Below are 19,567 nucleotides of genomic sequence, written 5' to 3'. Positions count from 1 at the left end.
ATATCACAATAGCTGCCTAGAAATAACGTCCCGTCATAACCTGCAAACCATCTTCAGTATAAACTTCAATCACATCATTGTCTACAATCAGCAAGAGTTCATCAAGGTTGCCCGTCATTTGACGCGTATCTAAACGATGATCTTCCCACTGTTGCCGTTCAAAATACAACGTTTGGCCCACTCGCTTTAATGTAGCATGATCACCCAGGGCCACCGACCAATCCGTATCAGTCTGTACACGATATTGACCAACCGTCAGATGATCAAGTGACTGAATGTCAAGCACTGTTGGCGCCAAAATTTCTTCAATTGGGCGTTGCACGAGGTGATTATCGGCTGTGACGTGTAATGCCCGTGGTACCGTTAACACATGTACCCAATCGGCTGTGGCAATTGTTGGCACAGCCGCTTCCCGTTCGGGTGTCATCATACCAGCCCATCCCCACATGATGCGTCGCCCGTCAGGTGCGTTCATAGTCTGTGGGGCATAGAATTCAAACCCTTGATCAACTTCTTCAAAGTCTGTTTCGACCTGAAAACGTGCCGTTGTTTCATCAAAAGTGCCAATCACATACCCCGTGTTATGAATGTTCTCATATCGATGATGCACACGATCTGGTGCTAATCCTTGTGGGGAAAACATCAAGATTTGCTTGCCATCGACAGTGATCAATCCTGGACATTCCAGCATATAACCACGAACGTCGCGTAATTGATCGCCTATCAATGAGCCTTTAAATGTCCAGTTCTTAAAATCAACCGATTCATAAATGATAATATCGCCAACTTGATTATCGTGTTGCGCCCCTAAAATCAAGAAATAATGTCCATTATCACCCTGCCAAACCATTGGATCTCGCACATCTTTGGTAAACCCTGCCGGATGAGGAAATAATTCACCGAGTTTTTCAAAATGAATCCCATCATCACTCACCGCCCACATTTGTGATGATTTCACACTGTGACCAGCCGCATCGCGCACGTTACCAGTATAGAAGACGTAGAGTCGATCATCTTTGACAAAAGCGGCGCCCGAGTATATACCGGCCGAATCCAAATTTTCCAGTGACGGCTTTAAAGCGGATTCAACCCGACGCCATGTCTTCAAATCATCTGAAATAAAATGGCCCCACTCTTTATACTTATGGTCGCAAGCCTTTGGATTCCACTGGTAAAAGACGTGGTACTGTCCTTTAAAAAATACGAGGCCGTTGGGATCATTAAGTAACCCTTTGGTTGGATATAAGTGATATTTCTCAAAAGCAATCGTGTCATTTGTAACTAACATTTAAACTCCTTAAACTGGTGCAACAATCAGATTTTCAGCCGATGCTTCGGGTACAGCAGTCAGAACAACATCAGTTGGGACAACCTTTGACCCAAACGGCTTGTCATGCACTACTTTCTCATATGATTGACTGTTGGTCACCACAACCATCGTTGTGACCGGATAGCCGGCATCAGCAATGACTTGCTTATCAAATGTACCAAGCACTGTCCCCTTCGTGACATATTGGCCTTGGACAACTTCTGACGTAAAGCCCTTACCTTCCAAGTTAACCGTATCAATTCCGACGTGAATTAATACTTCAACACCGTCATCTGTTTTCAAGCCATAAGCGTGTTTTGTCGCATAGGCAACGGTGATCAGGCCATCGGCTGGGGCTACGATTTGATTATCACTTGGTTCAATCGCAACACCTTGTCCCATCATACCACTTGAGAAAACTGGATCATTTACCGTGGCAATATCCACTAATGCCCCAGCAACTGGTGCATTTACAGAAAACCCAACAGCAACGACTGTTTCATCAGGCACAACTGGTGCCTTTGGTGTATCTGAAGCAGGCATGTGTGAGCGGCCGTAAACAAACGTTACCACAAACGCGAGCACAAAGGCAATAATCACTGAGATAAAGAAGCCAACCCACTTATTTGCTGGGATTGCAATGAAACCAATCAAACCAGCTGGGCCAAGTGATGAGGACATCACATGGAACAAGCCCATCATCAAGCTAGCAACACCAGAAGCCCCTAAGGCGATAAAGAATGGGAATTTGTACTTAAGGTTGACCCCAAACAAGGCAGGTTCAGTGATACCAAGCATCGCTGAGGCGCCGGCTGATGATGCCAAGGCACGCATCTTTGGATTTCCCTTTGCCAAGAAATAGATAGCAAAGGTTGCGGCCCCTTGCGCCACGTTAGCTGAAGCTGCAATTGGGAAGATAAAGTCACCACCAGTTTTGGCGATATTGGCTAACAATTGGGTTTCAATCGCTGGGAAACTTTGATGCAAGCCAGTAATCACAATGGCTGAATAGAATGATCCAAAGATACCATAACCAATAAAGCCAAAGGTTGTCACCATCCAAGTCAAACCATCTGTGATACCGTTTGAGATGACGCGCAAGATTGGTCCGACCACAATGAAGGTCACAAATCCTGTAATCAGCATCGCAAGCATTGGCGTAAAGGTAAAGTCAATCGCCCCTTTCAAATGCTTATGGAAGAACTTTTCCAAAGTGGCAAGAATAAAGGCAACACCGATAATTGGTAACACTTGACCTTGATAACCAGCTTGGGCAACATGCAAACCAAACAAATCCCAAGTTGGCATCTTACCAGTTGACACCGCTTCAGCCACGTTATAACCGTTGACCAAGCTTGGCATCACCAACATCATACCAGCCGCAGCACCCAGGATTTCACTCCCACCAAACCGCCGTGTCGCTGTAATCCCAATCAAAATGGGTAAGAAGGCAAATGGTGCCGACGCCATTAGGTTAACCATTTCAGCTAAGCCAGTAATTTGTGGGAACATCTGAACCAATGACTTTGGTCCAAACATGCCAGCACCGGTCAAGATGTTATTCAAGGCCATTAGTAGACCACCAGCAACCAAGGCTGGAATCAGTGGCACAAAGATATCAGACAAAACTTTAATCAAATCCATAATTGGATTTTTCTTACCAGACTGTGCGGCAATCTGCTTCAAGTCATCTGTTGAGGCTTGTTTAACGCCGGTTAGCTTCACAAATTCATCATAAACACCATTCACATCTCCAGGTCCAACAATGATTTGATACTGACCATTTGCGTTAAAGGTCCCTTTCAAATCCGGATCATTGTCTAAAGCGTCTTGATCAATTTTCTTGACGTCCTTGACGACAAGTCGTAACCGTGTGGCACAGTGCGCTGCAGCAATAATGTTGTCTTGGTCGACCGCTTTTGCCACGCGCTTTGCTACTTCATCATACTTCATTGGATTTTCCTCTACTCAGTTTAAAACGAGCTGTTAAAACAGCACTGCCAATCTTACAAATACGTATTACGGAACCGGTTCTTTATTACACTGTCATTGTAACCGCTTACAAATTATTTTGCAACCCCCACTTTTTTTTGCTGAATATCGCAACAACCGTTGGTATTTCTGATATGATTAAGGTTATGAATAAGAAAGTCACAATTAATGACATTGCCAAAATGGCAAATGTCGCCAAAAGTACGGTCTCACGTTACCTCAATGGTGGTTCTGTGAGTACCCACACCCGACAAAAAATTGATCGGATTGTAAAAGAATATCGCTATACCCCCAACACTTTTGCCCAAAGTCTTAAGCAACAAAAAAATCATACGATTGGCGTCATTGTGCCCCGTTTGGATTCCATTGCCCAATCAGATATGCTTCGTGGTTTGGACGAAAATAACCATGATGACACTTTTTTAATTGTCAATGCCTATCAAGATCCTGAGCGCGAATTAGCCGCAATTGACAAATTACACGCCCAAAATGTCGGCGGCATCATTTTGTTAACGGCTAATTTAACTGATGCCATTCGCGAGACTTTAATGGCTTCCCCACTGCCAATTGTCATTCAAGGCCAAGACGAACCGAATTTTCACCGTGTCATTATGGCTGATCGTCAGGGCGGCGAGGCTGTTGGTGCCTATATTAAGACCTTAAAACCTGAAAATGTGTTATTGTTAAATGTCGATGCCAAAGCGGATCATGCCGTTGGCTATGAACGGTTCATGGGGATTAAAGCTGCGCTAACAAATATTCCCTATACCGAAGTGATTACCGACTTTAAACTCGATACCGCCAAGCACGATGCCAAAATGGCTATGGCCGCCGATCAGTACGATCTTGTGATTGGTGCTACTGACCGTATTGTGGTTGGTGCCATGCAGGCTGGCTACGCATTGCAGCAAACACCACAATATATTGGCTTTGGTCAATCGTTTTTTAGCAAAACTGTGACCCCAAATCTAACTAGCTTTGAATTTAATTTTTTTGAAGCAGGTAAACAGCTCTATCAGCTGTTTACTAAAGTCCGTGATGAACAGCCACAAACTATCCAACGTGTCGTGATGGATGGCCAATTGGTCATTCGGGATTCAACGCAACCAAAACAATAAAAAAAGCGTGTGTCACGTATGACACACGCTTTTTTATTCGCTTATTGATCACTCTTTAACACGCCGCCAACTGCGTAACGGTCTTTAGGCATTTCACGTACAATAACGTGTACCGCTTCGCGTGCTGCACCAGCATCTTCAACAATCACATCCGTGATGTCTTTCACCATTTTGGCGAGTTGTGCTTGTGTGCGACCTTCTAATAATTCAACTTGTACAATAGGCATAGTTAGATATCCTTCCTTTGTTCGACTTCAATTTGATCTAATTGCGCTTCTAATTGTAGATCAGCTTCAATTTGCGCTTCAACCGTTTCAAATTTCGGTACGGCAACGGCTTTTTTCATTTGCAACTGGCGGTCAGAGTCAAAGAATTCCCCTGACACACTCACCGTACTCATCAGATTGATAAATGCTTTGGGATCTGTCCGATGAACAATCTCTTGCATTTCAACCAATTCATAACGTGATAATACCATCATCAACGTCATAGAATCACGCTTGGTATAAGCCCCTTTTGATGGCAAAATAGTAATCCCACGAATCAGATCCTTATGCAAAGCGGTCACCACTTCGTCGCCTTTTGAGGTGACAATCATGGCCGTTAACTTTTGATAACCGGTATAAATGGCATCAACAGCACGACCAGTGGCATAAATCCCGATTAACGTGAACAAGGCATTTTGCCAACCAATATAGGTACCGGCAACAATCACCACAACAAAGTTAATCCCGTTCATCAAGGCGCCGATTGACTTTCCCGTACGCTTCTGAACGACCATGGCAACAATGTCCATCCCACCGGTCGAAAAGCCATAACGCATGGCCAGCCCAATTGATACCCCTAACAATAAACCACCAAACAGTGAGGCGAGTAAGGGTTCAGTTGTCAAAGCTTGTGTTGGGGCAAGAATTTGCAAAAATGACACAAAAATTGAATTCAAAAAACTCAAAATTGTAAATTTACCACCGATTAACTTCCAGCCAATAATCCCAATTGGGATGTTGAAAATCATAATGAACACACCGGTTTGGACATTCATATGAAAGACTTGCGCAAAGAAAATCGCCAAAAGCTGTGCAATACCATTAAACCCACTTGAGAACACATTATTAGGGATTAAGAAGGCATTCAAAGCCAAGACCTGGACGCAGGCACTTGCGATAAATACAATCGCAATTAGCCAAGCTTTTCGCCAGTCAATTGTTATGTTTTTCATGTCGTTGACACGCTCCTCAGTCTATTAAAACACTCCCTTTATCATAACAAAAAAGCTACGACTTGTCGTGGCTTTTCTGATGAATTAATGTGCCCTAATGGCCAAAGCAGCAGCCATTAATAGTTTTCAAGATAGGCGTCAGTTTCCCATTGTGAGACGAACTGACGATATGATGTATATTCAATCTTCTTAGCTTCAATAAACTTATCCGCAATATGCGTCCCAATGGCTGCAATCACCGTATCATCCTTCGCCAATTCACGCACAGCAGCCAACAATGTGTCTGGCAAGTCTGTGATACCAGCCTTTGTGCGTTCTGTTTCATCCATCAAGTAGATGTTCTTATCAACAGATGCCAATGGTTCAAGTTCGTTCTTGATCCCATCCAAACCAGCAGCTAAGACCGCAGCCAATGTTGTATAAGGGTTAGCCGTTGGATCCACTGAACGCAATTCCAAACGTGTTGACTTACCACGAGAAGCCGGTACGCGTACCATTGGTGAACGGTTTGAGGCAGACCATGCCACATAAACTGGTGCTTCAAAACCAGGTGTCAAACGCTTGTATGAGTTGACAGTTGGGTTTGCCAAAGCTGTTAAAGCTGTCGCGTGCGCCAACAAACCGCCCAAGAAGTTATAAGCTGTCTTTGACAAGCCCATTTCATCTGATGTGTCTTCAAAAGCATTTTCTGAGTCGCGGAACAATGACATGTTGGTGTGCATGCCTGACCCGTTAATCCCAGCAACTGGCTTTGGCATAAATGTCGCAAAGTAACCATTCTTACGCGCAATGGTCTTCACAACCAACTTAAATGTCTGAATGTTGTCGGCTGCTTCCAAAGCAGAAGCGTACTTGAAGTCAACTTCGTGTTGCCCTTCCGCAACTTCGTGGTGAGCTGCTTCAATTTCAAAGCCCATCTTTTCCAAAGTCAACACGATTTCACGGCGGGCATTTTCACCCATGTCAAGTGGGGCCAAGTCAAAGTAACCACCCTTATCGTTCAATTCAGTGGTTGGGTTACCATTGGCGTCCAACTTGAACAAGAAAAATTCTGGTTCTGTTCCAACGTTAAATGATGTGAAACCAGCAGCTTTAGCTTCTGCCAAAACCTTGCGCAAAGCATAACGTGGGTCACCAGCAAATGGTTCGCGATCAGCCGTATAGATATCAGCAATCAAACGTGCAACCTTACCACCATGCTCATCTGTTGCCCATGGGAAAATCATAAAGGTTGACAAGTCAGGGTAAAGGTACATATCTGATTCGTTAATACGTACGAATCCTTCAATTGATGACCCGTCAAACATCAAATTGTTGTTTAACACTTTGTCCAATTGTGATGTTGGCACTTCAACGTTCTTGATTGCACCAAAAACATCGGTAAATGTGACACGGATGAACTCCACATTTTCATCTGCAACAATTTGCTTAATTTCTTCTTTTGTATATGACTTGCGTGCCATGATTTTCCTTTCTTCCTACACCAATATTGAAATGCCCAGCATTTCAAAACTAACGACCAAACCGACCAATTTGCGCAAATTCTTTTTGCAATGATCGACGTAATGCTGTTTCCGAATCAGGTTGCCCTTCTGCTTTGCGGCGCTTTTTTGCGAAGATTTCTTGAATATCTTTGATTGAATCACCCGCATCTAGAAAATCTTTGATTTCTAGTAAGCGATCCACGTCATTCAATGAAAATCGACGCTGACCGCCCTTCCCGCGATTTGGCGTAATTAACTGATTTTGTTCATAATATCGAATCTGACGATCAGTTAATAGAGTCAATTCACGGACGGTGCCAATCGGCAGAATTGCTAAATTTCTTCTCAATTCACGTTCGCTCATTTAACAACCTCCGTTAACATATCTATATTCTAAGCTAAATCTGGCGATTTTGATAATACATGTCAGCTTTTATAACATGAGAAAAAAGGTCACTATTTTAACGCTTACTTGGCATCATACCATGTTTTACCATAATGGCTTTCAACCTGCATAGGGACATCCAAAGTCACAGCTGAATCCATCACTTGGGTCACTAACGCTGTCAATTCGGGTATTTCAGACGTTGGTGCTTCAAAAATCAATTCATCGTGGACCTGCAGTAACATCCGTGCTTGCATGTTATTTTCTGCTAAGGCGTCGGCCACCTTAATCATCGCAATCTTGATAATATCTGCAGCGGAACCTTGAATTGGTGAATTCATCGCTGTCCGTTCCGCAAAACTCCGCAAGTTAAAGTTTTTAGCATGAATATCAGGTAAGTAACGGCGCCGCTTGGCAATGGTTTCCACATACCCTTGTGCATGTGCAACCGCCTTAATATTTTCCATCCACTCATGTACTTTAGGGAATTCTTTAAAATACGTTTCAATAAACTGCCTGGCTTGCGCACGGGAAATCCCCAGATTATTGGCCAAACCAAAATCAGAAATCCCGTAGACAATCCCAAAGTTAACCGCTTTTGCCGTTCGCCGTTGTAACGCATTAACTGGTGCTTGACTGTCTAAGCCAAAGACGGCACGTGCCGTTTCGGCATGAATATCTTCGCCATTTAAGAACGCCTGTTGCATATTTTTGTCACCTGTCATATGCGCCAGCACGCGTAATTCAATTTGCGAATAATCCGCACCAAAAATTTGCCAATCTGGTTGACTTGGCACAAAGGCTGTCCGAATTTGACGTCCTTCATCGGAACGCATCGGAATATTTTGCAAATTAGGATCAACTGATGACAAACGGCCCGTTTGCGTCAAGGTCTGTAAGAAACGCGTGTGAATTTTGCTATCTTTTTGATTGACAACCGCTAATAGGCCATCCACATAAGTGGACTTTAGCTTGGCCAGTTGCCGATATTGTAAAATATAATCGACAATTGGGGCTTGATGTGCTAACTTTTCCAGGACATCAACTGCCGTTGAATAACCAGTTTTCGTTTTTTTGATGACTGGCAAGCCCATTTTTTCAAACAACAACACCCCGAGTTGCTTCGGTGAATTAATGTTGAATTTTTCCCCAGCTTCTAGATAAATGGCATCTTCAATCGCCTGAATACGACCAGTTAAATCTGTCCCAATTTCTACTAAACGCGCTTGGTTAATGGCAATACCACGGTATTCCATATCGGCTAACACGTGGGCTAAAGGCAACTCAATATCAGTGTACAAATGCATTTGCTCATGATCAGTTAAAGCCGCCAAAGTGGGCGTTTCCAACTGCATTAACGCATCCGCCTTTTGACCAAGATGCGTCAAGACCTGATCGACGTCTTCTGGCACCGCAAACTTGGCTCCCTTGCCATAAACTTCTTCATCTGGCTGCACATATACATCAAAACGTTGAGCCAACGTTGAGAGTTCATTATCATTTGCTGTCGTATCGAGCAAGTAAGCTGCCAACAAAAAATCAAAATCAACACCCTGCAACGCTAAGCCCAGGCGCTTAAACAACACCAATTGTGCTTTGACGTTAAAAACGTTTTTGATGATAGCTGGGTTTTCAATTACCGCGCGCAGTTCCGGTGTTTGCAGTAAGGACAAATCAAGACTACCATAGTAACCCACTGTTGGATTACCAATAACAAAACCAATCATGTCATCTTCATGATAGTTTTGGCCGGCCATTTCGATATGCAAGGCAATTTTGTCGCCCATCATCGCCACCGCTCGTAAATTATCTGCCTGCAATGGCACAACATTCACCACTGGTTCCGGCACTATCGCTTGACTAGTCAACTGACCGGATTGTTTTAAGGCTTTAATTTTAGCCAATTGTTGTTTAAAATCGATATCTTCATAGAACGGTACCAACCCATCATAATCAATACCGCGATATTCAATTTCCGTCAGTGGTAATTCAAGATCAGCGTCTGTCCGAATCGTTGCTAATTGCCGTGCTGTGTAAGCAGCTTCACGATCGTTAATCAAATTCTCTTTCATTTTTGAAGGCTTCATCTCATCGATTTGAGCATAAAGATTATCCAAATCGTGATACTGGGCTAACAATTTCAACGCTGTCTTTTCCCCAACCTTAGTAACGCCAGGATAATTATCAGACGTATCACCAGTTAGAGCCTTTTTCTCAATAATTTGTAGCGGTGTCAAGCCATACTTTTCTTGAATATAGGCTGGTGTAAAACGCTCAATTTCCGTCACACCTTTTTTCGTCACGTTCACTGTGATGTTATCCGTTGCGAGTTGGATTAAATCTTGGTCGCCCGTCACAATGGTCACCTGATAGCCGGCAGCTTCACCTAAACGCGAAAATGTCCCAATGATATCATCGGCTTCCAATTCAGGATGTTCATAATTGCGTAAGCCATGTAAAGCGACCATTTCACGCAGGTAGGGAAACTGTTCTTTGAACTCTTCTGGTGCTTTTGATCGGCCGTCTTTATAACCGGCAAATAAGTCACCACGGAATGTTTCTTTGCCCGATGCTGCATCCCAGGCTACCACAGCTAGGTCAGGTTGCATGGGATCCACGATTTGGTCTAGAAAGTTATTAAAAGCGACCAAGGCGTTGGTGTGGAGCCCATTATGCGCAATCATCCGATCCAATTGATTATACATGGCATAAAACGCACGAAATGCGAGCGAATTACCATCAATTAAAAGTAGTGTCTTTGTCATTTTATCTTCCTTTACGTAGTTCTAGTGTAACAAAAAAAACAGCCTTTCGGCTGCTTTTGTCTTGTCTTTCGACAATTAAACTTAATCTCTTGAGTTACCAATACCAAAGATTTGAATAAAGGCAAAGAACAAGTTAATAAAGTCAAGATAGAGACGCAAGGCCCCATTGACTGCCAAGCCCGTTGTATCAACTTGACCAGCATATTGACCGTACATCACCTTCAAGTTTTGGTTATCATAGGCTGTATACAAAGCAAAGATAATCACGGTTACCCCTGAAATCAATAATGAGACAATACCATTATAGAAAAATAGGTTAATCAATGATGCAATGATCAAACCAATCAACATGCCAAACAAAATTGATCCCATACCTGTTAAATCACGCTTCGTGAACACACCATAAAGTGCCATACCACCAAAGACTGAAGCAGCTGAGGCGAAAGCCATCATGACTGAAGCACCGGTATAAACCGCCAACAACAAGCCCAATGTCAACCCTTCAATCACGGCAAAGGCCATTAAGAGACCAAACGCACGTGCTGGGTTTTTAAATGTAGCGCGACCAATCATGGTCATGATCAAGATTTGAATCCCAAACAAGGCCAATGTTCCGATCAAATTACCGGCAATCAAGGCATAAACTTGTGCTAAGAAAAACTTTTGTACAATGAAGCCAGTGAACGCTGTCACTAAGACTGCAATGCCCATAAAGCTATAAGTTTGTTTAAAGAACGCACGCATTCCTGCGTCCATGCCTGTCACATCGCGACGGGCATTCATGTCAAAATTATCCATTTGAGTCTCCCTGTATTTTCATAATTTTACCAGCGTAAAATATTACCGTTTCTATATATTATATTGCTATAGAAATGCCTGGTTACTATCATTATAGCAAACTCGCATTTAAAATAATATCAATACGCTAATGTCTACAGTATTTACTGCAAATCTGTCCGCAATTGCCCCAGTAACTTTTCATAGGCGAACTCATATTTTTCAATATCACCGGCACCCATAAAGACCATCACTGCGTTTTCAAATGGCATCAGTAAGCTCATATTATCTTCTATAATAATGCCACCAAACTTACTAATTTCCGCACCAATTTCTGCTGAAGTCACGGAGCCAGCCTTTTCACGCGCTGAACCAAAGATATCAGCTAAAAAGACTTTGTCTGCGGCTTCTAAACTTTTCGCAAATTCGTCTTTATAGGCAATCACGCGTGAGTAAGTGTGCGGTTGGAAAATCGCAATAATTTGTTTATTGGGATACTTCTGCCGTGCCGCATCCAAAGTCGCATCGATTTCCGTAGGATGATGCGCATAATCATCAATTACTGTAATATCGGCAATTTGCTTTTCACTAAATCGTCGCTTAACCCCTTGGTAGGTCATTAAGAACTCACGAATCAAGTTGAGATCAACCTTTTCCATGTAGGCCACCGCAATGACAGCCAAAGCATTTAAAATACTGTGCTGACCAAACAATGGCACCGCAAACTCACCTAAAGGTTCCCCACGGAACAACACCTCAAAATGTGACCCTTGAGTTGATTTCCGAATATTCGTGGCGACAAAATCATCCCGATCCGCATTTGTCCCATAATAGTACACGTCAGCGGCTGATTGCAAACTACGTAGATGTGGGTCATCGCCCCAAGCAAAAATGGCCTTCTTAACGTTGCCAGCAAAGTCTGAAAAAGCTGCTGTCACATCGTTAATATCATGATAATAATCTGGATGATCAAAATCAATGTTGGTCAAAATGGCGTAATCTGGGGCATAATCTTTGAAATGACGACGATATTCATCGGCTTCCACCACAAAAAATTGCGAATTTGGTACCCCACGCCCCGTACCATCGCCAATCAAATAAGAGGTTGGCGCAATGTTTTTTAAGACGTGTGCGAGTAAACCAGTGGTTGATGTTTTCCCATGCGCACCAGCGACTGCAATCGAGGTTGTTTGCGCAATTTGATCTTGCACTGCATCAGGATAGGTCATCATGGCCACCCCAAGCGCCAGTGCGCGAGCAACTTCAACATGATCGTCTGTAAACGCATTGCCTCGAATAAAAATGGCATCCGTATGGGCATCCACATTGGCTGCATCAAATGGCAAAATTTCAATCCCCGCTGCTTCCAACGGTGCTTGTGTATAAGTATAAGTTTCAATATCTGAGCCTAGTACCACATGGCCTTGATCATGTAAAATTTGTGCCAATGGCCCCATACCTGTACCTTTGATACCGATAAAATAATATGTTTTCGCCATTATTGCTCCTCAACTGAAACGAAGGTAAAGTATTGTAATTCACCTTTTCGTAACTCAAATATTAATTTTTTATATTGCGCGTTTTCATCGTTTAACGTCCGATATGTCCGCCGCGCATTCTGAATTTTTTCTTGTGTTGCCATCTTAATAATTCGTATCCACTAAGTGATCCGTATACAAGTTCTGCGCCTTATCAAAGTCAAAAACCGTGCCAACTTCACCAAAGTCTTCAGGTAATACCAGTGCCCCTGGCTTATCTGGTGCTGCCGGCAATTGCAATTCACGTCCTGAAACGATCATGCCACTTGATTGCACGCCACGTAAAGCGCCATCCCAAATCAAGGCACCTGATGGCATCATTGTTCCTGGTTGTGCGACCACGACTTTGATCCCTTCACGCATATTTGGTGAACCTGAGACAATTTGTAGCGTTTTACCCTCGCCAACAGCGGTTGTGGTCACATGCAAATGATCAGAATCAGGATGCGCCGTCATTTTTTCAACGCGACCAATGACTAGCTTTGAGGGTGACACCGTCAAGCGATCTTCAAAGCCAGCTTTTGCTAGCAACCCATTGACCTGATCAACCTGATCCGCATCCAATACGACTTGTCCTTGAACGTCAGTTAAGCCCAATTGTGCGCCAACGCCAGCAATGTTAAAACCAGTTGTGGCTTGTGTTGCGGCATCTTGAATACGCGTCACTTGACCATTTGTTTTTACTGTTTGTTCAGCAGCGTTTGGGGCCAAAATAATGACTAAAACATCACCCATCCCTTGTAAGTTATAACTTGTTATCATCTTTAAAATCCTTATTTTAAATTTATATATTGCGTGATTAAAGCACAAAAGACCGCTCTCACGGTCTCAATTATGCTTTGCTATCCAAATAAGATAGCAACAATTTTGCTGAAGCCCGCCCTGCTTCAACGACATAATCATCAAATACCACGCCAGAATCACCATTTGCTAAATCAGACACCCCACGCAAGACAATGAAAGGTGTGCCAAATTGGTAGGCAACCTGCGCAACCGCAGCAGCTTCCATTTCGGCCACTAAAGCCTCTGGGAAATGTGTTAAAATACGCTTTTTTGCCGTATCTTGCACAAATTGATCGCCTGATACAATCAAGCCTTCTTTTACTGGGGCTAATTGTTCAAAGTCTTTAACCACTGTTGGGTCGGCTTCATAGTAAAGTGGCTTGTTTGGGACTTGTCCGTAAGCATAACCAAACACCGTCACGTCAACATCTGAATAAGCGACTTGCGTGCCAATCACTTCATCCCCAATTTTCAAATCAGGATCAAGCGCCCCAGCAGAACCAGTATTGACTACTAAGTCAGGTTCAAAATTATCAATCATCAACGCAGTCGCAGAAGCCGCAGCTACTTTTCCAATACCTGATTCGGTTAAAATCACCTCGTGGCCTTTATAGCGACCACTTGTGATTTCAGTCCCACCGTGTTGCTTAGTTGTCACATCTTCTAAGGCAGCAATCAGTGTGATTTTTTCTTCCGCCATTGGCGTAATAATTCCAATTTTCATGTTGTCATTTATGACGCCGAATCAGCCAAGCGATTCGGTCATCTCTTCCTTCTTAATTTACCACCAGTTTCGGTGTGATTTAAGCCCCAATTATTTGACTAAAAAGAAATACGCATAAGTCGCGATAATCAGCACAATTAAGCAAACAATCGCCACATTATAGCGATGCCGTAATCGTTTAGATTTACCATTAGCAGTGAGTTTACCATCTGACCCCAGTTCGTAGCGCCCTTTACGGGTCAGACGCATTTCTTCACGTGTTTCTGGTGTCACGACTGTGATTGGGGTGGGATGCGCTTTAGCATACGCTTTTTCGACCCGAATACGTTCCTTCTCGCGTTGTTTTTGTGCTTTCTTTGCGGCACGCCGTGATAGTTCTTCTGCCATCTTAACCTCGTATATATGACCAGTATAAGAAGGCCGTCAACGTTTTTTGATCATTCAACGCGCCGGCTTCAAACAAACGCTTCATCTCGTCATAGCTGATCGTCTTAATGTCTAAAGACTCACCTAAATCTCGTGGTAATTGCTCAGCAACGGGCAGTGGCTGCAAATCGCGGGCCACGTAGAGATGCATATAAGCATCTGAAAAACCAACGGTTTCATAAAAACCGGTCACCCGTTGAATATCACCAGCTGACACGCGTAATTCTTCATTTAACTCACGAACAACGGCGTGTTCTGGTTGATCAACGTCACGTTCATCTAACTTACCCGCAGGAATTTCTAAGATAAAATCCCCAATTGTCGCCCGATATTGTTTTTCCAACAAAATATGGTCGTCATCAACAAACGCTAACACGGCAATTGCGGGCACATGTCGGACAATATCACGTTGTGATGTCTTACCATTAAACAACGAGACTGCCTGTTTTTCGACACTAAAAATAGGCCCTTCATAGACGATTTGGGTATCTTGTACTTGCTCGCGTTCCGCCATTATACTTCTGATGCCTTCTTCATGATGGGTCTTACTTCTGCTGCTTGATAATCTTTATAGCCTTGAACGAGGACGTAACTGACACGTTCCCCTTGATTGAGCGATTTGAAACCGTCCATATCAATGCCGTTAAAGTGAACGTAGACGTCAGCGCCGCCTTCGTCCGGAGTAATGTAGCCATAGCCCCGTTCTTTTTGCCAAATTTTTACTGTTCCTGTTTTCATACTAACATTGTATCAAAAAAACCGCCATAACGGCGGTTTTTATTGAAATCAATATTGAATTACATGAATGCCAACATAATAAAGTTAATCAAGAAGAACGTTGACACGATTAACAAAACTGGTGACACTTCCTTGAATTTACCAAGGGCTAACTTCACCACAATGAAGAAAATGAAGCCGGCGGCAATCCCATATGAAATTGAGTATGAGAAGGCCATAAAGACAGAAGTGAAGAACGCTGGAATGGCAACTTCCAAGTTTTCCCAAGAAATCTTCTTGAATTCACCCATCATCATAATCCCAACTAGAATCAACAATGGTGATGTGGCCGCTGATGGGACAACCCCAACAAACGGTGCAAAAATCACCATCAAACCAAAGCCAATCGCTGTGACAACATTGGCTAAGCCGGTGCGGGCACCAGCTGCAATACCAGTCGCTGATTCAATGAACGTTGTGGTATTTGACGTCCCAACAACACCCGCTAAAGCAGTGGTAAAGGTATCAACCACCAAAGCGCGGTCCATCTTTGAGTTGAAACCATCTTCTTGTTCAAACGCTTTCGTGTCTGCTTTTGAGAAAATACCCGTTTGATTACCAATACCAATCAACGTCCCGATTGCATCAAACAAACCAGTTAGCCCCATGGCAAAGATTGTCACAATGGCCATTGAGGTGTTTTCCCAATTTGAAAACAGACTGCCCATCCCTTTGGCACCAAAGGCTTGCCCAAAGACATCACCAAGTTGGTGGAAGGCAGAACCAATTGATGTCCCTGGTTGGATTTGTGTGTTCGTCACGCCCATTGGAATACCAATCAAAGTTGTGGCAACCAACGTAATCAAAAAGGCACCTGGTACTTTACGCATAACCAAAACAAGGAGCAACACGAAACCAATTAAAGCCAACAAAACTGATGGTTCGTTAAACTTTGTCAATTCTGGTGTAACACCACCATTGGCTAAGAGTGAATGAATCGCCCCACTCGTCTTACCTGTGTAAGCTTCGTCATTGACTGTCTTAACGTTGTTGCCATCCACCAAAAAGTTAATGAACCCGGCATTCTTTAAGCCAATATACGTCACAAACATCCCGATACCACCACCAATGGCGGCCTTTAATTCGGTTGGAATGCCCTTAACAATTGCGCGACGGCCGTGTGTTAACGTAATGGCGATATCGACAACACCAACCAAAAAGACAATCGCCAAGGCTTGCTGCCATGAAAAGCCAAAGCCAAACACGATGGTATAAGTGAAGTACGCTTGCATCCCAATTCCCGGCGCCAATGCAAACGGTACGTTGGCAAATATTCCCATGAACAACGTCCCAAACATGGCAACAATAATGGCTGCCAAAAAGACGGCTTGTTCAGGAATACCAGCTTGCCCCAAAATTTGAGGGTTCAAAAAGAAAATGTAAGCCATCGACACAAAGGTCGTTATCCCTGCTAAAACTTCACGACGTACAGTCGTTTTGTTTTCAGCCAGTTTAAAAAACTTCGACATAATACTCTCCTAAACGCGAAAAATCTGCCCACCACAAATGATGGACAGATCCCGCATTTGTGATAGTCCAACATCGGTGCTGGGTAGAAACAGTCGGCCATTATCCGACACTATATCACGTATTTTTTAATATAATACAGTTTAACACTGATGGACTCGCGTTGACAACCCATAAATATGTCTCTCATAAAGATGGGCACTAAGCACTCTCACAGACTTGTGGCACATATTCAATCGCCGGCCGGAATTTAAGCCCTTGATAAGTGCCTACCACAATAATCTTTAATTTTTGACCACGAAACTGCACACTTGGTAACAATAGCGTTTTAGTAAAATCAAGCCCAGTGTGTGCGAGCGTTTTGCCTAATTTAATGAGCGAATGGCGCCGCCGCGATGTCAGAATGCGATTGCGATACTCATAATAATAGCGGGGTAAGCGTGTGATATCTACTTCACCCACAATATCGCCAGGCTTGGGGTTGGCTTGACTCGCATGTACCACAATCGAGTCTCGCACAAAAAATCCCGCACTGACTTGCGTGGCACGTTGAGTAAATTCAATATCATCCCCCCAGATGAAATATTCTTTTTGCGGTAACCCAATTTGTGCAATCACTGCCCGTGAAAAGATGGTTGAGACAAACGTAGCCTGCTTGATTGGCAGCCAGCGCGCCTGATCCTGTAATAACGTTGCGGCGTTTCCTGCCAGTGGTGCTGGGACGTTCATCTTAGACCAATCGCCATCAGTCCAAATCACTTTACTAGCCGCCCAACCTGCCTTAGGCTGCGCTGCAAATAGCGCCAACAACTTGGATAAAGCATCCTCGGTTGGCATCGAATCATCATCCATCACCCAGACATAATCATCCTGCGTGAGCATCATAAATTCTCGCATACCCCAATTAAAACCGCCAGCACCGCCCAGATTTTCCGACATGTGCGTCACAATTAAGCGTGGATCAGTTAACTGATCTAAATACTCATGTGTCCCATCGGTACTCGCGCTATTAACCACAATGAGATGTTTTAAGGCAGACGTGTCTTGTGCTAACACTTTTTGAATCGCTTCTTTTAATAACGGTAGCCGATTATACGTGACAATCATCGCTGTTACAGTTGGTTCAGTCATGTTTTCCCTCTTCAATTATGATATTGATTACTGCGGTCACAGAGACTGTATTGTGTCCCACAGACACCACACATTAGCCGATCGCCAAATTTGCCTTGCTGTTGGCAACCTGCGACTAGACAGTTGCACTGTTCACAAAATGGCACAAAAAAATAACATCGCTGTCGAACACTGTTGGTACGCTTCTTGCCTAAGCAAGCTCACTGTACCAGTCATTGTACGATCAGACATCTACCGATTATGCCTTTCGATGTTAATTTAAATGTTGCGTTACGCCATTGTGTCGCTGTCCAGTTGCTAAATCACCGATTCAGTGCTAATTAGTCAGACGAATCACGCTAAAGTGTTATATGTGCGCCAAAAAGGGCCTGTTTATTTAACGTTGTCATGTGCGAAGTTGAAATCTGAAGCGACCCCAAATTCTTCACGAACCGTGTTCAAAGCATCATTAATCACTTGATCCATATCAAAGTAACGATACTTCCCTAAGCGACCACCAAAAATAATTTCTGCGTGCTTTGTCCGTGCTTCTTTCGCATATTGCTTGTAGATTTGCGTGTTTTTGTCATCGTTGACTGGGTAATACGCTTCTTTTTCACGGTTCCACTCTTGTGGATACTCGCGCGTAATGATTGTTTTACCTTCGTCAGCCAAACCATCAAAGTGCTTCCATTCCATGACACGCGTGTAAGGTGTTTCGGCATCTGTATAATTAATGACAGCATTACCTTGATAGTTTTCTGAATCCACTACTTCATGTTCAAAACGGAGTGAACGATATTCTAATTCCCCAAACTTATAGTCAAAGAATTGATCAATCATGCCCGTGTAGAGTACTCGTGGGAATTCGGCTAATAACGTGTCCTTATGATCAAAGAAGTCAGTGTCTGTTAAGACATCAATCAAGCCGTTCGATTGGGCCACCATACGCTCAAAAATTTGCGTATAACCACCCACCGGAATCCCTTGGTAGCGGTGGTTAAAGTAGTTGTTATCGTAAATAAAGCGTACTGGCAAGCGCTTAATAATAAAGGCTGGCAATTCAGTAGCCTTACGTCCCCATTGCTTTTCCGTGTAACCCTTAATGAGCTTTTCGTAAATGTCAGTTCCGATTAATGAAATCGCTTGTTCTTCCAAGTTACGTGGTTGGCGATCACCTAAGTCAGCCAAAGCCGCAGCCTTTTGTTCAGCAATTTTGGCTTGTGCCTCAGCAGGTGTCTTGGTTCCCCACATTTGATAGAACGTATTCATGTTGAAGGGCAAATTGTACAATGTGCCTTTGTAGTTCGCCACCACTTGGTTTTGATAGCCATTAAATTCGGCGAATTGACGAATATAATCCCACACTTCTTTATTATCTGTATGGAAAATGTGTGCGCCAAAATCATGCACTGTAATCCCATGTTCAGTATGGGTATGCATGTTACCGCCAATATAAGGGCGCTTCTCAACAATCAGAGACCGCTTGCCACGCTTGGCAGCCTCGTAGGCAAAAATCATGCCGAACGGTCCAGCACCAACAACTAAGTAGTCATAATTCTTCGTATTAAATTTATTTGTCATAGTAGTTCTATTATACCTGAGACAACCCTGTTTTGCATATGGCAGATTGCAAGAAATAACTTGAACGAATTTAGTGACGTAGATTAAGTAAGAAGATCTCGATTGGTGT

The 19,567-nt window shown here is 43.4% G+C and carries 19 protein-coding genes and 1 riboswitch; of the genes, 1 reads left to right on the top strand and 18 read right to left on the bottom strand.

Features of this window, described 5'->3' with window-relative positions:
- Nucleotides 1-16: 16 nt before the first annotated feature.
- Both IE039_RS02515 and IE039_RS02510 read right to left on the bottom strand, forming a co-directional pair.
- Nucleotides 17-1,288, bottom strand: coding sequence for a glycoside hydrolase family 32 protein (locus IE039_RS02515; RefSeq protein ID WP_189428678.1), 1,272 nt, complete (start codon nucleotides 1,286-1,288; stop codon nucleotides 17-19).
- 9 nt (nucleotides 1,289-1,297) lie between these two features.
- A complete protein-coding gene (locus IE039_RS02510) occupies nucleotides 1,298-3,262 on the bottom strand; it encodes a sucrose-specific PTS transporter subunit IIBC (protein WP_189428677.1) in 1,965 nt (654 codons plus the stop codon).
- Between the two features lie 185 nt (nucleotides 3,263-3,447).
- Here IE039_RS02510 and IE039_RS02505 point away from each other — a divergent pair, with 185 nt between their 5' ends.
- Nucleotides 3,448-4,419 carry a LacI family DNA-binding transcriptional regulator gene (locus IE039_RS02505; RefSeq protein ID WP_189428676.1) on the top strand — a complete coding sequence of 324 codons (972 nt, stop codon included), beginning with the start codon at nucleotides 3,448-3,450 and terminating at the stop codon, nucleotides 4,417-4,419.
- A gap of 41 nt (nucleotides 4,420-4,460) precedes the next feature.
- On the opposite strand, the gene thmT is transcribed toward IE039_RS02505, so the two are convergent.
- The 16 genes from thmT to glf all read right to left on the bottom strand — a co-directional run bounded on the left by thmT (nucleotide 4,461) and on the right by glf (nucleotide 19,458).
- Nucleotides 4,461-4,646 carry a 2-hydroxymuconate tautomerase gene (gene thmT, locus IE039_RS02500; protein ID WP_010000495.1) on the bottom strand — a complete coding sequence of 62 codons (186 nt, stop codon included), beginning with the start codon at nucleotides 4,644-4,646 and terminating at the stop codon, nucleotides 4,461-4,463.
- Nucleotides 4,647-4,648: 2 nt separating this feature from the next.
- Complete coding sequence (locus tag IE039_RS02495; RefSeq protein ID WP_010006071.1) at nucleotides 4,649-5,638, bottom strand: YitT family protein; 990 nt, start codon at nucleotides 5,636-5,638, stop codon at nucleotides 4,649-4,651.
- Nucleotides 5,639-5,754: 116 nt separating this feature from the next.
- Nucleotides 5,755-7,101, bottom strand: coding sequence for a type I glutamate--ammonia ligase (glnA, locus tag IE039_RS02490; protein WP_189428675.1), 1,347 nt, complete (start codon nucleotides 7,099-7,101; stop codon nucleotides 5,755-5,757).
- 49 nt (nucleotides 7,102-7,150) lie between these two features.
- Nucleotides 7,151-7,486, bottom strand: a complete 336-nt coding sequence (locus IE039_RS02485) for a MerR family transcriptional regulator (protein ID WP_010000499.1) — start codon at nucleotides 7,484-7,486, stop codon at nucleotides 7,151-7,153.
- Between the two features lie 104 nt (nucleotides 7,487-7,590).
- Entirely contained in the window at nucleotides 7,591-10,272 is a 2,682-nt protein-coding gene (polA, locus tag IE039_RS02480; protein ID WP_189428674.1) for a DNA polymerase I, read from the bottom strand.
- Between the two features lie 81 nt (nucleotides 10,273-10,353).
- Complete coding sequence (locus tag IE039_RS02475; protein WP_029509741.1) at nucleotides 10,354-11,070, bottom strand: Bax inhibitor-1/YccA family protein; 717 nt, start codon at nucleotides 11,068-11,070, stop codon at nucleotides 10,354-10,356.
- A 143-nt stretch (nucleotides 11,071-11,213) separates the two neighbouring features.
- Complete coding sequence (gene murC / locus IE039_RS02470) at nucleotides 11,214-12,548, bottom strand: UDP-N-acetylmuramate--L-alanine ligase (protein WP_189428673.1); 1,335 nt, start codon at nucleotides 12,546-12,548, stop codon at nucleotides 11,214-11,216.
- Entirely contained in the window at nucleotides 12,548-12,691 is a 144-nt protein-coding gene (locus IE039_RS02465) for a hypothetical protein (RefSeq protein ID WP_010000506.1), read from the bottom strand. The genes murC and IE039_RS02465 overlap by 1 nt, the downstream gene beginning before the upstream one ends.
- Before the next feature lies 1 nt (nucleotide 12,692).
- Nucleotides 12,693-13,349: a YtpR family tRNA-binding protein gene (ytpR, locus tag IE039_RS02460; protein ID WP_189428672.1), complete on the bottom strand. Its 657-nt coding sequence runs from the start codon at nucleotides 13,347-13,349 to the stop codon at nucleotides 12,693-12,695.
- Nucleotides 13,350-13,419: 70 nt separating this feature from the next.
- Nucleotides 13,420-14,094 carry a 5'-methylthioadenosine/adenosylhomocysteine nucleosidase gene (locus IE039_RS02455; protein WP_010004668.1) on the bottom strand — a complete coding sequence of 225 codons (675 nt, stop codon included), beginning with the start codon at nucleotides 14,092-14,094 and terminating at the stop codon, nucleotides 13,420-13,422.
- A 90-nt stretch (nucleotides 14,095-14,184) separates the two neighbouring features.
- Entirely contained in the window at nucleotides 14,185-14,481 is a 297-nt protein-coding gene (locus IE039_RS02450; protein WP_010004667.1) for a hypothetical protein, read from the bottom strand.
- A 1-nt stretch (nucleotide 14,482) separates the two neighbouring features.
- Nucleotides 14,483-15,034 carry an NUDIX hydrolase gene (locus tag IE039_RS02445; protein ID WP_010004666.1) on the bottom strand — a complete coding sequence of 184 codons (552 nt, stop codon included), beginning with the start codon at nucleotides 15,032-15,034 and terminating at the stop codon, nucleotides 14,483-14,485.
- Nucleotides 15,034-15,258, bottom strand: coding sequence for a cold-shock protein (locus tag IE039_RS02440; RefSeq protein ID WP_010000511.1), 225 nt, complete (start codon nucleotides 15,256-15,258; stop codon nucleotides 15,034-15,036). The genes IE039_RS02445 and IE039_RS02440 overlap by 1 nt, the downstream gene beginning before the upstream one ends.
- 59 nt (nucleotides 15,259-15,317) lie before the next feature.
- The gene (locus IE039_RS02435; RefSeq protein ID WP_077283120.1) at nucleotides 15,318-16,766 is read right to left on the bottom strand and encodes an NCS2 family permease; all 1,449 of its coding nucleotides are present in this window, start codon (nucleotides 16,764-16,766) and stop codon (nucleotides 15,318-15,320) included.
- Nucleotides 16,767-16,809: 43 nt separating this feature from the next.
- Nucleotides 16,810-16,904: riboswitch (purine riboswitch) on the bottom strand.
- Nucleotides 16,905-16,965: 61 nt separating this feature from the next.
- Nucleotides 16,966-17,895 (bottom strand): glycosyltransferase family 2 protein, encoded by a 930-nt coding sequence (locus IE039_RS02430; RefSeq protein WP_010004716.1) that lies wholly within the window; start codon nucleotides 17,893-17,895, stop codon nucleotides 16,966-16,968.
- Nucleotides 17,896-18,267: 372 nt separating this feature from the next.
- Nucleotides 18,268-19,458 carry a UDP-galactopyranose mutase gene (glf, locus tag IE039_RS02425; protein WP_010000516.1) on the bottom strand — a complete coding sequence of 397 codons (1,191 nt, stop codon included), beginning with the start codon at nucleotides 19,456-19,458 and terminating at the stop codon, nucleotides 18,268-18,270.
- Nucleotides 19,459-19,567 lie beyond the last annotated feature (109 nt).

Origin of the sequence: Leuconostoc lactis KCTC 3528 = DSM 20202, assembly GCF_014651235.1 — a bacterium.
Taxonomy (GTDB): Bacteria; Bacillota; Bacilli; order Lactobacillales; family Lactobacillaceae; genus Leuconostoc; species Leuconostoc lactis.
Note: the sequence above shows the minus strand (reverse complement) of the source record. Positions and strands in the feature narration are given on the sequence as shown.

Bases quoted from the DNA above. Each gene is read 5' to 3' on its own strand.
- IE039_RS02435 (WP_077283120.1), bottom strand. From the start codon at position 16,766: ATGTCGAAGTTTTTTAAACTGGCTGAAAACAAAACGACTGTACGTCGT.
- polA (WP_189428674.1), bottom strand. From the start codon at position 10,272: ATGACAAAGACACTACTTTTAATTGATGGTAATTCGCTCGCATTTCGT.
- IE039_RS02445 (WP_010004666.1), bottom strand. From the start codon at position 15,034: ATGGCGGAACGCGAGCAAGTACAAGATACCCAAATCGTCTATGAAGGG.
- glnA (WP_189428675.1), bottom strand. From the start codon at position 7,101: ATGGCACGCAAGTCATATACAAAAGAAGAAATTAAGCAAATTGTTGCA.
- glf (WP_010000516.1), bottom strand. From the start codon at position 19,458: ATGACAAATAAATTTAATACGAAGAATTATGACTACTTAGTTGTTGGT.
- IE039_RS02440 (WP_010000511.1), bottom strand. From the start codon at position 15,258: ATGAAAACAGGAACAGTAAAAATTTGGCAAAAAGAACGGGGCTATGGC.
- IE039_RS02515 (WP_189428678.1), bottom strand. From the start codon at position 1,288: ATGTTAGTTACAAATGACACGATTGCTTTTGAGAAATATCACTTATAT.
- IE039_RS02505 (WP_189428676.1), top strand. From the start codon at position 3,448: ATGAATAAGAAAGTCACAATTAATGACATTGCCAAAATGGCAAATGTC.
- IE039_RS02450 (WP_010004667.1), bottom strand. From the start codon at position 14,481: ATGGCAGAAGAACTATCACGGCGTGCCGCAAAGAAAGCACAAAAACAA.
- IE039_RS02475 (WP_029509741.1), bottom strand. From the start codon at position 11,070: ATGGATAATTTTGACATGAATGCCCGTCGCGATGTGACAGGCATGGAC.
- IE039_RS02430 (WP_010004716.1), bottom strand. From the start codon at position 17,895: ATGACTGAACCAACTGTAACAGCGATGATTGTCACGTATAATCGGCTA.
- ytpR (WP_189428672.1), bottom strand. From the start codon at position 13,349: ATGATAACAAGTTATAACTTACAAGGGATGGGTGATGTTTTAGTCATT.
- IE039_RS02485 (WP_010000499.1), bottom strand. From the start codon at position 7,486: ATGAGCGAACGTGAATTGAGAAGAAATTTAGCAATTCTGCCGATTGGC.
- IE039_RS02510 (WP_189428677.1), bottom strand. From the start codon at position 3,262: ATGAAGTATGATGAAGTAGCAAAGCGCGTGGCAAAAGCGGTCGACCAA.
- IE039_RS02495 (WP_010006071.1), bottom strand. From the start codon at position 5,638: ATGAAAAACATAACAATTGACTGGCGAAAAGCTTGGCTAATTGCGATT.
- murC (WP_189428673.1), bottom strand. From the start codon at position 12,548: ATGGCGAAAACATATTATTTTATCGGTATCAAAGGTACAGGTATGGGG.
- IE039_RS02465 (WP_010000506.1), bottom strand. From the start codon at position 12,691: ATGGCAACACAAGAAAAAATTCAGAATGCGCGGCGGACATATCGGACG.
- thmT (WP_010000495.1), bottom strand. From the start codon at position 4,646: ATGCCTATTGTACAAGTTGAATTATTAGAAGGTCGCACACAAGCACAA.
- IE039_RS02455 (WP_010004668.1), bottom strand. From the start codon at position 14,094: ATGAAAATTGGAATTATTACGCCAATGGCGGAAGAAAAAATCACACTG.